The organism is Rhodococcus sp. NPDC019647 (genome assembly GCF_044389235.1).
Classification (GTDB): Bacteria; Actinomycetota; Actinomycetes; order Mycobacteriales; family Mycobacteriaceae; genus Rhodococcus_F; species Rhodococcus_F oxybenzonivorans.
In genome coordinates, this window is the sequence record NZ_JBIRXS010000057.1 from 1 (window position 1) to 15,903 (window position 15,903).

General features: G+C 63.0%; 11 protein-coding genes and 2 pseudogenes. 11 read left to right on the plus strand and 2 right to left on the minus strand.

The window, feature by feature from the left end:
• The first annotated feature begins 168 nt into the window (after nt 1-168).
• Both ACH49N_RS38400 and ACH49N_RS38405 read left to right on the plus strand, forming a co-directional pair.
• Nucleotides 169-1,696 (plus strand): annotated as a pseudogene (locus ACH49N_RS38400) (Re/Si-specific NAD(P)(+) transhydrogenase subunit alpha).
• Nucleotides 1,697-3,113: pseudogene (locus ACH49N_RS38405) on the plus strand (NAD(P)(+) transhydrogenase (Re/Si-specific) subunit beta). It abuts the pseudogene before it with no gap.
• 15 nt (nt 3,114-3,128) lie between these two features.
• Here ACH49N_RS38405 and ACH49N_RS38410 read toward each other — a convergent pair.
• Nucleotides 3,129-3,425, minus strand: coding sequence for a hypothetical protein (locus tag ACH49N_RS38410; protein WP_397505227.1), 297 nt, complete (start codon nt 3,423-3,425; stop codon nt 3,129-3,131).
• An 846-nt stretch (nt 3,426-4,271) separates the two neighbouring features.
• Here ACH49N_RS38410 and ACH49N_RS38415 point away from each other — a divergent pair.
• The 9 genes from ACH49N_RS38415 to ACH49N_RS38455 all read left to right on the plus strand — a co-directional run bounded on the left by ACH49N_RS38415 (nt 4,272) and on the right by ACH49N_RS38455 (nt 13,937).
• Nucleotides 4,272-5,105, plus strand: coding sequence for an SDR family oxidoreductase (locus tag ACH49N_RS38415; protein WP_358278627.1), 834 nt, complete (start codon nt 4,272-4,274; stop codon nt 5,103-5,105).
• Between the two features lie 134 nt (nt 5,106-5,239).
• A complete protein-coding gene (locus ACH49N_RS38420; protein WP_358278629.1) occupies nt 5,240-6,313 on the plus strand; it encodes an NAD(P)-dependent oxidoreductase in 1,074 nt (357 codons plus the stop codon).
• Complete coding sequence (locus ACH49N_RS38425) at nt 6,310-6,876, plus strand: nuclear transport factor 2 family protein (protein WP_358278630.1); 567 nt, start codon at nt 6,310-6,312, stop codon at nt 6,874-6,876. The genes ACH49N_RS38420 and ACH49N_RS38425 overlap by 4 nt, the downstream gene beginning before the upstream one ends.
• Before the next feature lie 64 nt (nt 6,877-6,940).
• The gene (locus ACH49N_RS38430; protein WP_358278632.1) at nt 6,941-8,431 is read left to right on the plus strand and encodes an aldehyde dehydrogenase family protein; all 1,491 of its coding nucleotides are present in this window, start codon (nt 6,941-6,943) and stop codon (nt 8,429-8,431) included.
• 149 nt (nt 8,432-8,580) lie between these two features.
• Nucleotides 8,581-9,240 carry an MBL fold metallo-hydrolase gene (locus ACH49N_RS38435; protein WP_358278634.1) on the plus strand — a complete coding sequence of 220 codons (660 nt, stop codon included), beginning with the start codon at nt 8,581-8,583 and terminating at the stop codon, nt 9,238-9,240.
• Between the two features lie 39 nt (nt 9,241-9,279).
• Nucleotides 9,280-10,818, plus strand: coding sequence for an AMP-binding protein (locus ACH49N_RS38440; protein ID WP_358278636.1), 1,539 nt, complete (start codon nt 9,280-9,282; stop codon nt 10,816-10,818).
• Nucleotides 10,815-11,543, plus strand: a complete 729-nt coding sequence (locus ACH49N_RS38445) for an enoyl-CoA hydratase-related protein (RefSeq protein ID WP_358278638.1) — start codon at nt 10,815-10,817, stop codon at nt 11,541-11,543. The genes ACH49N_RS38440 and ACH49N_RS38445 overlap by 4 nt, the downstream gene beginning before the upstream one ends.
• 289 nt (nt 11,544-11,832) lie before the next feature.
• Nucleotides 11,833-12,585, plus strand: a complete 753-nt coding sequence (locus ACH49N_RS38450) for an IclR family transcriptional regulator (RefSeq protein ID WP_358278640.1) — start codon at nt 11,833-11,835, stop codon at nt 12,583-12,585.
• Between the two features lie 455 nt (nt 12,586-13,040).
• A complete protein-coding gene (locus tag ACH49N_RS38455; RefSeq protein ID WP_358278642.1) occupies nt 13,041-13,937 on the plus strand; it encodes a helix-turn-helix transcriptional regulator in 897 nt (298 codons plus the stop codon).
• A gap of 1,136 nt (nt 13,938-15,073) precedes the next feature.
• Here the strand turns inward: ACH49N_RS38455 and ACH49N_RS38460 are convergent.
• Complete coding sequence (locus ACH49N_RS38460) at nt 15,074-15,874, minus strand: enoyl-CoA hydratase/isomerase family protein (protein ID WP_358278644.1); 801 nt, start codon at nt 15,872-15,874, stop codon at nt 15,074-15,076.
• Between the last annotated feature and the right edge of the window lie 29 nt (nt 15,875-15,903).

The following is a 15,903-nucleotide window of genomic DNA, read 5'->3' on the forward strand; positions in this document are numbered from 1 at the left end:
CAACAACATCTGAACCGTTGCGGCCCTTGCAGGTGCCGTCATCCCGTAGGGGCAAGCCGCGCGGCTCGCCCCTACGGTGCGCTTATCCCTGCAGGGCAGCACATCTCGTGGAGTCGCTGGGAATCCGCGGACACTTGCGACTCGAACAAGGACGGAACGGACGACGCCATGATCATCAGAATCCTTAGGGAAGCCCAGCCTGGCGAAACGCGAGTGGCCGCAACGCCCGCGACCGCGGCGCAACTGCGCACCCTCGGGTACGACGTTGTCGTCGAATCGGATGCGGGCGCGAAGTCGAGCTTCACGGACGAGGCGTACCTTGGGTGCGGAGCCACTATCGGAGACGCGCTCGAGGCGGACATCGTATTCGGAGTCAATGCACCATTGAGCGAACAACTCGACAGGCTTCACAACGGCGCCACGCTGATCAGCATGCTCCACCCAGGGCTCAACCCAGACCTGGTCGAGGAGCTGTCGCGGCGTCCGATCACCGCGTTGGCTATCGACGCTGTGCCGCGGATCTCGCGTGCCCAGTCGCTCGACGTCCTCAGCTCGATGGCCAACATTGCCGGCTACCGCGCCGTGGTCGAGGCCGCACACATCTTCGGACGATTCTTCATAGGCCAGGTCACCGCGGCCGGCAAAGTTCCGCCGGCCAAGGTCCTCGTTGTCGGGGCGGGTGTCGCAGGGCTGTCGGCGATTGGTACGGCGGGCAGCCTCGGCGCCATCGTTCGTGCCACCGACCCCCGCCCCGAGGTCGCTGACCAGGTGAAATCGTTAGGTGGGGAGTGCTTGCCGGTGGAGGCGCCCGACGTTGAGGTCAGCTCAACCGGCTACGCCAAGCAGATGTCGGACGACTACAACGAGCGCGCCGCACGCCTATAGGCCGCCCAGGTGCCGGACGTCGACATCATCATCACCACGGCGCTGATCCCGGGGAAGGTGGCACCCCGTCTGATCACACCCGAAATGGTGGCTGGCATGAAGGCCGGCAGCGTGATTGTAGATATGGCTGCGGCAAACGGAGGCAACGTCGAAGGGACGGTTGCAGGGGACACGGTGGTAACCGCCAACGGCGTGACGATCATCGGCTACACAGATCTTGCCGGGCGACTGCCGGCGCAGGCGTCCCAGTTGTACGGAACGAACCTGCTGAACTTGACGAAGCTGATGACCCCAGGCAAAGACGGGAAGCTCATCTTGGACTTCGAGGACGTCGTCCAGCGGTCGGATGACCATGGTCCGCGACGGAGATTCAACCTGGCCGCCGCCGCCCGTCCAGGTATCGGTCGCGGCGAGCGCACCTCCTGCACCCGCGCCGGCGGTCGATTCGCACGTGAGACGGCCGTTCTCGGCTGGCCGTCTGTGCGGCCTCGTCGCGTTCGCAGGAGCTTTGCTATTCCTCCTCGCTGCGGTGTCACCGCCAGCGTTGCTTGGTCACCTGACGGTGTTCGTCCTTGCGATCGTGATCGGCTACTACGTAATTCGGCATGTGCACCACGCGCTGCACACTCCGCTGATGTCCGTTACCAACGCGATCTCCGGGATCATCGTGGTTGGAGCCCTGCTGCAGCTCGGTCGCGGAGGCGCAGCGATCACTGCCCTCTCGTTCGTGGCAATTCTGATGGCCAGCATCAATGTCTTCGGTGGGTTCGCGGTTGCCCGCCGTATGCTCGCCATGTTCTCCAGGAGCTGACTGAGAGTGGAAACCATCGCACAGGCGGCGTACCTCGTCGCCGCACTACTCTTCATTCTTGCCCTTGCGGGACTGTCCAGGCACGAAACTGCGAAGACGGGGAACGTTTTCGGTATGGCCGGCAGGGTGCTCGCTTTCGCGGCTACAACCGCGCTGGCATTGAACCACGGCATCTCCGGTACCGCTATTGCCGTGCTGATGGCCGCGGTGGTAATCGGCGCCGCAGTCGGCCTCTATCGGGCCCGGGTCGTGGAGATGACGGGGATGCCTGAGCTGATTGCGCTGCTGCATAGCTTCGTCGGCTTGGCCGCCGTCCTCGTGGGATGGAACGGCTACCTGCTGGTCGAAGCCGATTCCAATGGCACCGAGGCAGCTGCACTACACACTGCAGGAACCTTGGGTGTTCACCACGTCGAGGTCTCAATGGGAGTTTTCATCGGGGCGGTGACCTTCACCGGCTCGATCGTGGCCTTCCTCAAGCTTTCTGCACGGATGAAATCCACCCCGCTGATGCTGCCTGGGAAGAATATTCTCAATCTTGGCGCACTTGGCGCACTTGTCGCCCTCGCCTCACTGACCGCATGGTTTGTCGTCGATCCCCAGCTGTGGCTTCTGATCGCCGTCACCATTATCGCGCTGCTGCTGGGCTGGCACCTGGTTGCCTTTATCGGCGGAGGTGACATGCCAGTAGTGGTGTCAATGCTGAACAGCTACTCCGGCTGGGCGGCGGCGGCCTCCGGGTTCCTACTCTCGAACGATCTGCTGATCATCGTCGGCGCGCTCGTCGGCTCGTCTGGTGCATACCTGTCCTACATCATGTGCAAGGCGATGAACCGGTCCTTCATCTCCGTGATCGCCGGTGGGTTGGCATCGAGGCCCGGACCAGCGACGACACCGCTCACGGCGAACATCGTGAGATCAATGCCGAAGGCGTGGCGGAACTGCTCACTGCCGCCGACTCGGCGATCATCACACCGGGCTACGGCATGGAGTCGCGCAGGCGCAGTACGGCGTTGCCGAGCTAACCCGCAAGCTTCGAGACCACCATGGTGTAAACGTTCGCTTCGGCATCCACCCGGTGGCTGGGCGCCTACCGGGTCATATGAATGTACTTCTCGCCGAGGCCAAGGTTCCCTACGACATAGTCCTCGAGATGGACGAGATCAATGACAATTTCGACGAAACTGCCGTGGTCTTGGTGATCGGAGCCAACGACACCGTCAATCCCGCTGCAACCGACGACCCGAGCAGTCCGATTGCGGGGATGCCCTGGGAGTCAGACGACGTGATCGTGTTCAAACGATCGATGGCCCCGGGTTACGCCGGAGTGCATACCCCGCTCTTCTACCGCGACAACGGTGCCATGCTCTTCGGCGATGCCAAGGATCGCGTCGACGACATCCTCCGAGCGCTGTGATTCAAGCGGCCGAGGTTACGGCGTCGAGTGCTTAAGCCCGTTGGGGAGCGCGGGTGGCCGATGAATGGTAGGGGATGGGTGAGTACGCCGAGCAGTGCGGCCGGTCTTTGCCGACATGCAGGTTGGCAGCGGTGTGTCCTTCACTTGGGGGCCACAGCCCCCGAGCGCGACGAGCATGGCGAAGGTCACCAGCTCGCGGGTTCGCACGTCGAGGCCGGCGCAGTTGACGTAGTCCCTGAAGCGGTTCGCCGACAGGTAGTGCCCCGGGAGGAGTGTGTCGAGGTTCCTCTGCGCCTGTTCATCTATAGCCATCTTTGTGTTCCTCTCATTGGCACTGAGCGCGCTGTTCCCCGGCGGCCCTTACTGCACCGTCGGCAGGGTCGGTGCGGGTGAGACAGGCCTTGTCGGTACCCCTATAGGTCGAGTTAGGTTCGCCCGCGGGGAGGCGCAGGGTCAGAAGCGGCCGGGGGAGGTGCGTCGGGTACGAGCATCGGGCGGCGCGCGACGCCTCTTATAGCAGACCCGTTTGTGGCCAGGGAGTCCCTGTTAATGCGCCTTTCGGCAGAGTCTCCCACCCGTCGGAGGCACGCTGGTTTGGTGGGCGGTGTACCGCTAGTAGGTGGTGTGTCACCAGACGGAAGGAACGCAGGTCTAGGAAAGGACAAGGCCGGACAGCTTGTTCCCACTACATCGGCTCTACTGGTAGACCTCGACGCTACGGCCCGACGGAGTACGGCGGGTTCGTTGGTGCTGCGACTGTGTCACCACGTGCTGGAGAAATGCGTGACCAGATGTCTGGTAACTACGGCGGATCCCCGGAAGATGTCCCGTGGTTCTGTTCACGATCGCGGGAGGTGTATCTGTCGGAGACCGCTGCCCCGTCGTGCCTCTTGGTGAGATGTCGGCTCCTCCCGGCAATCGTGGTGTGCTTCGCCCTGGTGTTGTTGGGAATGCTCTCGCGCCGTCTGTCTCTTGGCGTCGGCCGTTGCCCTGCTGAGTCCGTTGCCCGGATGCCCTTGACAGGCTCGCGCAGCATACATACGCTCTGTTTATCATTATGAATGAGTGTTCGGATATCCGTTCCAGCTCTTACGTGGCTGGTCCGCTTGGGATCCGTGAGGGAAACGGGCAGCCCGGCAGACTCACAGCCGCGGAATCATGGATGCCGAGCACCGCTCGAACAACGATGTCGAAAAGGGAGTTTGGATCATGACTGGCAGGCTTGACAGCAAGATCGCGATCATCACAGGAGCGGCGCACGGCCAGGGCCTGGCCGCAGCTCGAATCTTCGTCGAGGAAGGCGCGAAGGTTGCGATCTTCGACATCGATGGCGAAGCGGCGGAAAAGGCTGCTGCCGACATCGGGCAGTCCGCAGCGATTGCCGTGCAATGCGATGTGTCCGACTCCACGAGCGTCCAGAGCGCTATCGACCAGGTCAAGAACCGCTTCGGACGCATCGACGTGCTGCACAACAACGCGGGCGCGGCCTTCCGCAAGGGCGGTGAATGGGACGAATCGCAGGACGGCTTCACCCTCGATATCACCGAGGAGCTGTTCGACAAGTCGATCGCCGTAAACCTCAAGAGCGTATTTCTGATGAGCAAGTACGTTATTCCCTCCATGATTGAGCAGGGTTCGGGCTCCGTCATCAATGTTTCCTCACTGGCCGGTCCCATCACTGGTTCGAGCAGCCACGCGTACTGCGCCGCCAAGGCCGGCGTTGTGGGGCTCACTCGCGCGCTCGCACTGGGCTACGGTCCCAAGGGTGTTCGAGTGAACGCCATTTGCCCCGGTCTCGTGGAGACGCCGCTGGTGGAGCATATTCTCTCCAACAAAGAATGGGTGGACAGCTTCGCGCAGGGCGCTGCCCTCCGGCGTATCGCGCAGCCGGACGACATGGCCAAGGTCGCACTCTTCCTCGCGTCGGACGACTCCAGCTACATGACCGGATCGATCGTGACAGTCGACGGCGGAGTCTCGATCCGTAACTAGCACCTGAGCACGCTCGGCGCGCTGCTCCCGCCAACAGACGGATCAGGAAATCGGCCACCGGCTGGGAGGCGGACTACCCAGGCCGTTTGCGACGCTCTTCAACAACTACGGTCCCTGCAAAGGAGCAGCCCGAAATGACAGTGATGGTGACCGGGATCGGGCACATCGGCGGCTATGTCGTGCGTGACCTATTGGCGTCGGGACAGCGGGTGGTGGTCTACGGGTACTTCGGCGGCACCGGCGAGGCCTCAGATCAGCAGCTTCCAGATCTTGACTATCTGGACTACCTGCTCGGCGGGGACGCCCGCGACAAGGTGACCGTCGAGATCGGCGACATCACAGATCTCCGCGGCCTCACGCGGGCGATGGAGCGGCACGGCGTCCGCAAGGTCGTCCATCTTGCCTCACTGGTCTCTGCCGGGGCCGAGGCCAACCCCCCGCTCGCCGTCAGGGTCAACGTCGAAGGCACTGCAAACGTGTTCGAGGCGGCCGCTCGACTTCACCTCGACAAGGTGGTCTGGGCCAGCACGGTCGACGTGTTCGGTGACCGCTCGATCGACGAGTCCGGCACCGTGACCGACGAGTCGCCGTTCGACCCGCCCTTCATCTACGGGGCCGGCAAGGTGATGTGCGAGAAACTGGCAACCCGGTATTGCTCGAACAATGAGCTCGACATCACTGGCTTGCGTCTGAGCCGGGTCTACGGCTTCGGGGAGCACGTCAAGCTCGGTCGCGGCGGTGGTAGCTCATGGTTGTCGAGCCTGTTGTACGAACCGGCAGTGGGAATCGGGCCGTCGATTGTGCCCTTCGGCGGGCGCAACCTCGACTTTCACTATGTCGAGGATGTGTCCGCCGCCTTCCTGAAGGCGCTGGACTTTCAGGACCGGCGAGGAACCACCTACCTCACCCACGGGGACCTGCGCCGCATGAGCGAGGCGTTCGACTTCGTCCGCGCTTTGCTTCCGGATGCGGATATGACGCTGAGCATGGACGACATCGCGCTCCCGCCCGGATCCTCGTTGGCCTGGGCTCGGCGGTACGACGCCAGCCGTGCTGAGCGGGAGATCGGTATCCAGAACCGGTTCAGCATGGAGGCGGGTATCTACCGAACCATCAACGCCAATCGTATCTATGCTGGACTGCCAAGCATCTCAGAGCCCGACCTCGCCACGGCAGCAACGGCAGACACCCCGAAGGCGCAGTCATGACCCCGGAAGAGTCGGCAGAGCTCAACCTCGTGCTTGTCGAGCGTCAGATCCAGAAAGTGCTTGTCGCATACTGTCAGGGCGTCGATCGACGGGATTGGGCACTGGTTCGGTCGTGCTACCACGACGGCGCATCGGACTCGCACGGCGCGTTCGTCGGTGATCCGGACGAACTCGTCGAGTGGCTACGAGTCAGGCACGAGTCGGTCATGACGTCGATGCACGTCCTGAGCAACGTGTCCATTCGGTTGTCGGACGACGGTCGGCTCGCCCGGGCGGAAAGCTATTGCATCAGCCTCCAAGAGGTGGATACCGTCGGCGGCGATCCCTTCGCCGGGGAAGGGGTGGGTTCTGTGTTCACCACCGTGGCCTGCCGCTACATCGACACGTTCGAAAACGTGCCCGCGGTCGGTTGGCGAATTCGGAAGCGGGACGTCGCCTTCGACTGGATGCGCAGAGCTGACACCGCGGATTTCGTGGGTCTCGATCCATCGTGGACCCGATCTCGCCGAGACCAAACCGACCCCCTCTACGCGCCCTGGCCGAGTGACCGGGCCGAGATTTGACGGGCACACGCCCAGCGACATCTAGCAACTCGCGCCGGTATTTCGGCCAGCATTAGGAGTAACAGTGACAACAACGGACAGCGAATCGATTGTCGGCAGCCAGGAATCGGACACATCCGCCCAGATGCTGATCGATGGCACTTGGGTCGACGCACGGTCAGGCGAAACGCTCAACGTCTACAACCCCAGCACAGGTGGAGTAATCGCTCGGGTACCGGCCGGAGACGTGGCAGATGTGGACCACGCGGTCGCCGCGGCCCGTCGCTCATTCGAAGACGAGCGCTGGCGTCGCTTGTCGGGCGCCCAACGGGGCGTGATCCTGTGGCGCGTCGCGGAACTTCTCGAGGCCGACGGCGACGAAATCGCGCGTCTCGAAGCAACAAATCTGGGATTGCCTCTCCCGCAGGCCAAAGGATTACTGACCGAAGCCATCAACCAGTTCCGCTACTACGCTGGCTGGGCCGACAAAATCTACGGCAAGACCATGGATCTGGGCCCAGCCGAGCAGCGTATCCAGGGCTACACGCTGAGGGAGCCCGTGGGTGTTGCCGGGTTGATCGTGCCGTGGAATGCTCCGATTCTCGGCGCCTCGCAAAAGATTGCGCCGGCCCTGGCGGCCGGATGCTCGGTAGTGCTCAAGCCCGCCGAAGAAACGCCGGTCACTGCGTTGCGGCTTGGCCGGATTCTCCACGATGCCGGCGTCCCCGACGGTGTCGTCAACATCGTCACAGGCTACGGCGACCCGGTCGGGGCGGCGCTTGCCGCGCACATGGACGTCGACAAGGTCGCGTTCACCGGCTCGACCGAGGTCGGAAAGCTGATCACGCACGCCGCGATGGGGAATCTGAAGAAGCTGACTCTCGAACTCGGAGGGAAGTCGCCTGTAATCGTCTTGCCGGACGCGGACATCGAGTCGGCAATCGAGGGGATTGCGACGGGCATCTTCTGGAACACCGGCCAAGTATGTTCTGCCGGTACGCGGCTCTTCGTCCACCAGCAGGTCTTCGACGACGTGGTCGAGGGCGTTGCCGCCGCGGGACGCAAGCTTCGTCTCGGCGGACCCTTTGATGCAAACGTCGATCTAGGCCCCCTGATCTCGCAGAAGCAGCTCGAGCGCGTGACGGACTACGTGGGTAGCGGCGTCGACGCGGGCGCTCGAATCATCAGTGGAGGCAAGCGAATCGGTACCGAGGGGTACTTCTTCGAACCCACCGTCCTCGCGGAGGTAGACCAGACGATGCGCATGATGAAGGAGGAGATTTTCGGTCCCGTCATCGGTGCCATGCGATTCTCGGAGGTCGGAGAGGCAGTCTCCGCCGCCAACGACTCCATCTACGGTCTGGCCGCCAGCGTATGGACCCGAGATGTATCAGTGGCACACACGATTGCCAGGCGCCTTCGCGCGGGACGCGTGGGAATCAATGTGCACCGAGCCGGTGGCGTGCAGATGCCTATGGGTGGTTACCGCCAGTCGGGTTGGGGGCGTGAGAACGGCGTCGAGGCTGTGGAGGCATACCTCGAAACCAAGACTGTTGTCGCCCGGTTGGACCGCTGACGATGAACATCTCGTCCGTGCAAGTCGGCAGCATTGAGATCCACGCGGTTCATGACGGGACCGCGTGGGAACGACGGGACGAGGTAATTGTTCATGATGACGCGGCGGAGTGGAACTGTGCGCAACATCCCGTAGGCGAGGATGGGCGGATGGAGATCTCGCTGGGCGGATATCTGATCCGGTCGGGCTCGCGCACAATGCTTGTCGATGCCGGGATCGGGACGGTGGACAAAGATCATCGATCGGGTGGTGCTCTCGTAGAGAGCCTGCGCGCTCTCGGTGTCGAACCGCGCGACGTGACCGATGTGCTGTTCACCCACCTGCACTGGGACCACGTCGGGTGGGCGACGCAGCGCGGAGAAGTCACCTTCGTCAATGCGACCCACCGCGCTCACGTGGCCGACTGGGAGTACTTCGTGACCTGCCCCGAGGCTGTCCCCGGTGCCGTCCGCAAACTCAGCCCACTCGCGAGTCGACTGGAGCCTTTCGGCTCCGAGACCGAACTTGCTCCCGGCGTCATTGCGCGTCCGGCACCGGGACATACCCCGGGTTCTACGATCTTCGTCATCGCAGATGCAGGCGAACGGGCGCTGCTTCTCGGGGACGTGGTCCATGCGGTCGGCGAACTGACAGACCCCGAGTGGCACGGGCTGTACGACCTCGATCCCGTTGCTGCGAAGGCCACTCGCGACCGGATCGCACAGGAGGCCGCCGACCGGGCCGACATCATCGCGGCTGGGCACTTCCCGGGCCTGCAATTCGGGCGGTTGATCACCACTGCGGAGCGGCGATGCTTCACCTACCTGTAATTCTCATTTCGTCTGTTGAACTCTAGAAGGAGAAAGCCCGTGTATGGAAGGACGTTTGGGAGTGTCTTGGACTCCCTCGCCGAGCGCTTCCCAAACGACCTAGCCCTTGTCGAAGGGGAGATGCGGCTCACCTACACCGAAGTTGTCGGTGAGGTCCGTGCTGTTGGTCAGGCGTTGCGCAATCTCGGTCTGTCACCCGGCGACCGGGTCGGAATGGTCATGAAGAACACGTCCGACTTGGTGTTTGCTATGCAGGGCACGCTGTGGGCCGGGCTTACTGCGGTGCCGTTGAACGTCAAGCTATCTGCAGTTGATCATGCCTACATGCTGGAGGACGCCGGCGCGAAGGTGCTGCTCTACCACGACCAGACAAGTGAGCACGTGCAGAAGGTCCTGGAAAACTGCGACGTCGAACACGTGCTGTCCGTGGACACCCGAACAACTGGCGCTCGCACCCTTGACACCTCGAGTGTCGACAGGGGAGCGTCCTGCCCGACGGACGTCGACCCCGACGCGGGCGTCTTCATCCAATACACGGGTGGAACGACCGGACTGCCCAAAGGTGTCGTTCACTCGCACCGGACTCTTCTCAGCTCGATGCACGGCGTCATGCTGGAATGGGAGATCCAGCCTCGCGAGAGGTTTGCGCACGTCACGCCGCTGACTCACGGTGGCATTGGAGGAATACTCCCGGTCTGGATGCGGGGAGGCACCAATTACCTGTTGGGGGACTTCGACGCAGACTTGCTTCTGACCACGATCGAATCGGAGCAGATCACTAACCTACTTATGGTCCCGACAATGATTAATGTCCTCGTGGATCATCCTCGACTCGCCGAAACCAACCTCTCGAGTCTCAAAACCCTCGTGTACGGCGCGTCTGCGATCTCGCCGAGAACTCTCGCTCGTGCGCTCGACGCGTTCGGCCCCGTACTCGTCCAGTGTTACGGCCAGACTGAGTGCTATTCCCAGATCACCAGCCTTGACAAGCAAGATCATCAGGCCGCGCTGGCAAACCCGGATCTGCTGGCTTCAGCGGGGCGGCCAGTGGCGATCGCGGAGGTCCGGGTCGGCGACAGCGATTGCGAAGAGGTGCCTATCGGCGAACTCGGCGAGATCCTGGTCCGTGGTCCGCATGTGTTTCTGGAGTATCTGAACAAGCCGGCCGAGACCGCGGCGGCGAAACGTGGTGGATGGCTGCACACCGGTGATGTAGGGCGCCGTGATTCGAGCGGTCACATCTACATCATGGACCGAATCAAAGACATGATCATCACAGGTGGCTTCAACGTCTACCCCCGAGAGGTCGAGGACGTACTCTGCCAGCACCCACAGATCCGTGAGGTCTGCGTGGTGGGGATTCCGGATGACAAGTGGGGTGAACAGGTCACAGCAGTGCTAGTAGCCGAGCAGGCCGTTGACCAAGTCGCGCTGGCGGAGGAACTGCGGGCACTCGTCAAGGAGAAGAAAGGTTCGGTCTACTCACCCAAGGCCGTTCACTTCGTGGACGCGATGCCGCTTACTTCGGTGGGCAAGCTGGACAAGCGGGCCCTCATCACGCGGTTGGCGACATCGTGATACGCCACGAACAGATCGCTCACGGCGCAGTCTCGCTTATCACTCTGGATCGACCCGAACGACGAAATGCGCTGGATGCTGCGCATTGGTCGCAGCTGGCGTCGCTTGTGACAGAGGCGGCGGACGGGGGAGCGCGGGTGGTCGTCATCACCGGGGAAGGTTCGTGCTTCTGCGCAGGCGGTGACCTCGACGAATCAGCCATCGAGGATATGGCTGAATTGTTGGAGAAGGCATTCACTGTCATCCGAGAGGTGCCGGTGCCGGTCATTGCTTACATCAACGGACCGGCTGTTGGTGGGGGCGCACAGCTTGCCGTGAGCTGTGATCTGCGGGTCGCCGGCCCGAAGGCGCGCTTCCGGGTACCGGCAGCGGCTCTCAGCCTGCCCGTAAATCCAGGCACGATCGATCGAATCGTGGCGTTGGCAGGAACGGGTGCTGCGAGGGCGATGCTGATCGGCGGAGACTGGATCAGCGCGGAACGCGCTCATGCACTGGGTCTGGTGGAGCGTGTCGGTGAGCTGGACGATGCCCTGAATTGGGCTTCGGAGGTGGCGGGCTTTGCACCTCTGCTCCTGTCGTACTTCAAGGAACGGCTCCAGGTTGGGAACCCGACGGACCGCGGCGAGTACTCGGGATTTCTCCGCTCGGTACTCGAGAGCGAGGACCACGCAGAGAGTGTGAACGCTCGAGCGGAAAATCGCGCGCCACGCTACATAGGACGCTAGTGCGCGCCCCGCCGGACAGCAGCGAAAGGGAGAGGATGACAAGCGAAGCCGAATCAAGTCACCGCCTCGCGAGAGACAGTCCAGCGTTCGAGCAGGCCGTTGTGGTGTGGACGACGCGACGGGAGGGCCGCGGGCTGCCGCGCCAGTCGACGCGGTCGGTGTTCGCACACATGGCATGCTTAGCCACGTCATGTGACGGGAACCGAGGTCTGGACATGGCATGCTCGGTCACGTCATGACGACGGGCCGGGGAGCGAAGTATGGTGCAAGCATAGACGGAGGGTTTGCCATGACGATATCGAGCACCGAGGGCACCATGTCGGTGGCCGCCGAGCATCGGACGGTTTCACGGGTCATGGCCATTCTCGAGATGGTGGTCGCCGGTGAACCCAACGGGGTCCGCCTCGGTGACCTGGCTGCGCCGATCGGCGCGCCCAAGTCCTCTGTTCACGGCCTGGCGAAGGGTCTCGTGGCCGTCGGGTACCTGCGGGAGCAGGATGGCCACTACTTCACTGGTCCTGCCTTGTTCAGCATGCTGGGATCCGGCCAACCGAGCCTTCCGGCGGCGTATCACCACGCGCTGGAGGAGCTGACCGGTAAGTGGGAAGAGACGACGTTCATCGCGACGTTGGTGGGCGACTCGATCGTGTATGTGGACAGAGTCGACTCCCCGAGACTCATCCGCGCTGCGCCCGATCTGCATACGCGGTTCCCGCTATGGCCCCGCAGCGCCGGAAAGTGCTTCCTCGCTTTCATGGAGCCACGGCGCCGCGACGCGGTCCTGCGGCGCACCGTCGCGGAGCCCGCTGAGCGGGACCGTGTCAAAGGGCAGCTCCTGCAGATCCGGGAGGCGTCGGTAGCAGTTAACGCCGGAGAAACTGAACCCGACCAAGCGGGCATCGCCAGCCCGATCATCAACGGCCCCGGTCCGGTGACGATGGCCATCGCAATCGCTGGCCCGGCGTCCCGGATGGCGCCGAACATGGAGGAGATCGCCGAGAGCGTGCGATCCGCCGCCGCGGCCTTGTCCACGGGGCTCTAACCTTCCCCGAGGTGTGTACCGCAGCCGCGTCCGTGGACTGATTCACTCCTGATGGCGGTGCGATCCGGGGTGATCGTGTCGAAATGGACCACCAGGTTGGTGATCGCAGCGCGGCACCTCGTCGGGCGAGCGTGGCGCCGACGACCCTACGCGGCCATCACCGGACGGATGAACCCAATCTATGATCTCTGAAGCCGGCTTCGTACCCGTCTCGCCGCGTGTGGTATCGAAGCGGTGGGGTGTCCACCATGCGTCTGCAGAACGAGCACGACGACCCAGTCGTCCTCGCCGAGGTGGGCATCGTGGATTCGTGACCGAGGAGCGGCGAAGCGGGCTGTCGCGCCGACTGTCTGATCTCGCGTTTGCAGCTTCACATGTGCAGAGTGGGAGGCCCTCCCGAAAGGGGTTCTGATAGAGACCCCCATTTGCCGGATCACGCGTCTACCGTGGGTTTCATGGAGAACCGCACCGAAGTCCGTGACTTTCTGAAGTCCCGTCGTGACAAGGTCACACCCGAGGAGATGGGTCTGCCCGTCTACGGGACCCGCCGGGTCAGCGGTCTGCGCAGGAACGAGGTCGCAATGCTCGCCGGCGTGAGTGTCGAGTACTACACCCGTCTGGAGCGCGGCAATCTCCAAGGCGTCTCTGACAGCGTCCTGGACTCGATCGCCCGGGCTCTGCTGCTCGACGAGACCGAGCGCAACCACCTCTTTGACCTCGCCCGTGCGGCCAACGCCTCGCCCGCCCGATTGCAGCGGCGTGCGACCAAGGTGACAGAGCGGCCCGCCGTACGTCCCAGTGTGCAGCGGATAATCGAGAAGATGCCGACTCTGCCGGCGTTCGTGCAGAACAATCGGTTCGACATCCTGTTCGCAAACACATTGGGGCGTGCCCTTTACTCGGAGATGTACGCGGACACCGCTTGCGGTGCGAACACGGCGCGGTTTGTGTTCTTGAGCCCGGTCGCCCGACGGTTTTACCTCGACTGGGAGCGGGTAGCGCGCGGTGCAGTGGGTGCACTGCGGGTCGAGGCCGGCCGCAACCCCTACGACCGTGAGCTGTCAAACCTCATCGGTGAGTTATCGACCCGCAGCGACTCCTTCCGTGTGATGTGGGGCGCGAATGACGTGCATGTGTTCCGCGAGGGCATTAAGCGCTTCCACCACCCCGCGGTCGGTGAGCTCGACTTGGAGCATGAGTCGATGCAACTGTCGGGGGACTCCGCACTTTCTGTGACGGTGTACAGCGCGCCCCCAGGCAGCGCGGCCGAGGACGGGCTCAGCCTCCTCGCTACCTGGTCTGCCACGGCCGAGGGTGCACCTGCCGACGACCAGGCAAACCAGACCCGCTGACCCGAACCGTTCCTCTGACGCCTGCCACGGGTGGTGGCTTCGGCCGCCCGGTTACCGTTGGGGGGTCTCTCAGAACCCACACACGAGCCGCCTGACGGGCTCGAACACTGATGGGACCTACATGGAGTACAGCGACTGGACATTTCAGGGTTGAAGATCGGTCGCAGCGCGTTGGTCTGCATGAACTTTGGAGCTATCGCCCATAGCATCAGCGTGTGGGCACTCCGCGCCGGAGGGGGGCGTCGGTGTCGTCCTCATCGTCGGTGCCACAGATACTTCCGTCTCCGGTCGCCGCGACTGTGCAAGACGGACACTCGCTCGCTACGAGGAGGTTGCGAGGTTCGACGGAGTCTTCCAGGGCTTCTGCGTTGGTGTCCGACGCCCGGCATGTCGGCGAGAGTGGGGCCTGGCCCCTCCAGACGACTCCAACCGGCGCTGCGCGCGCTAAACTTCTTCGTCGAGCCCCGGTCTCGACGAAGAAGAGCGGTTGCTGCGCGGACAGCATGTGGTACCCGAACGATGCAGCGGAATCGCGGAGGTGCTCGTCGAGCTATGTGCACAGCGAGGCGTTTCGCTTGCAGCCGCCACTGGTGCAGCTTCCCACCGACCCAAGGAAATCCGAGTTCTTTCTAAAAGGCTCACTGACGGTCACACGTCGGCGCTGGCATTGCTAGTCAACGGGTCCCGGGCCGCACCTGTGCACTTCATCTGGCTCGACCTCGCCGGACGCACAGTGGCCTGTGAGTCGTGTATTTCGGAAAGTGCGCACCGAGCAGCCAATTCCGAAGTCGTTTTGCCGGGCAGCCATCGAGTGGTGGTCGATGAATCACAATGGATCCGCCGCTGCGTGTGGTCTATGCCTTCCTCACACGCCATGTCCCACAAAAATATTGCCGGCGCATACCGCGATTGTCTCACCGTGGCGAGTTCGTCACGTGGCGCGGAGCCCCGGTGGGCACCGTCGGTGCCACATCCGATCGGCAAGCTCCCCTCGCCAACGATGCTGTGGCCGAGCAATACGGGAGAACCCCAATTCGGTAGGGCACCCGTTCACTACCTGCCGGAAGCCGTGCCCGCAGCTTCGAAGGTGGGCTCGAACCTGTTTCCAGCGCCGAACGATTGTCCGTTCGACCGGGTCATTGTCCTAGGAACACTGGAGGTCGCTTCGCCTTCGAGGCGCTTACGCCTTCGCGGAAGTCGGCAGTCAGCTTCAGCGACGTCTGGTCCTTCCATTCGACCTGCAGCGTCTCGCTGACCTTCGTCGCAAGGTCACCTCTCAGCGTCCGGCGGATCGCTGCCACTGCGAGCGGCGCCGACGATGCGATCTGCTGGGCCAGCGTGTGGGCTTCCTGGCTCAGCTGGTCCTGGTCGACGAGTTTGTCGCAGAGCCCGATCGTTAGCGCTTCCTCGCCGTTGACCGTCCTTCCGGTGTATAGGAGTTCGCTTGCACGTTGCAGTCCGATGAGTCGTGGCAACGTCAGTGACAAGGCGAAACCTTGGCTGATGCCAAGCTTCGCGAAGTTGGCCGCAAAGCGCGACTGGTGAGAGGCGACCCGGAAGTCGGCCACGAGTGAGAGGCCAAGGCCGCCCCCGATCGCAGCTCCACCCACGGCAGCGACAATGGGGACCGGTTGTGCGAAAAGGCGTGGAACCACGTCGTAAATCGGGGACGAGGCGGCCCCGGGCGCGGCAGGGTCGCTACTGCCGAAATTGGCGCCCGCGCAGAAATGGCGGCCCATGCTGGCCAAGACGATGGCCCGGCATCCATCTGCGGCTAGTTGCTCGAAAGTATCGGCCAGGGTACTCAACAGTTCCACGTTGAAAAAGTTGTACCGGCCGCGTTGGAACGTCACCGTGCCGATTCCGCTGTCTGTGTCGAGAGTGCTTTCGACGACGACTCCGTCACCCTCGGTTTTGGTGCGCGGCTGCTCTGACATGCTCACTCAATTCTCCGTTGTCCCGGTTA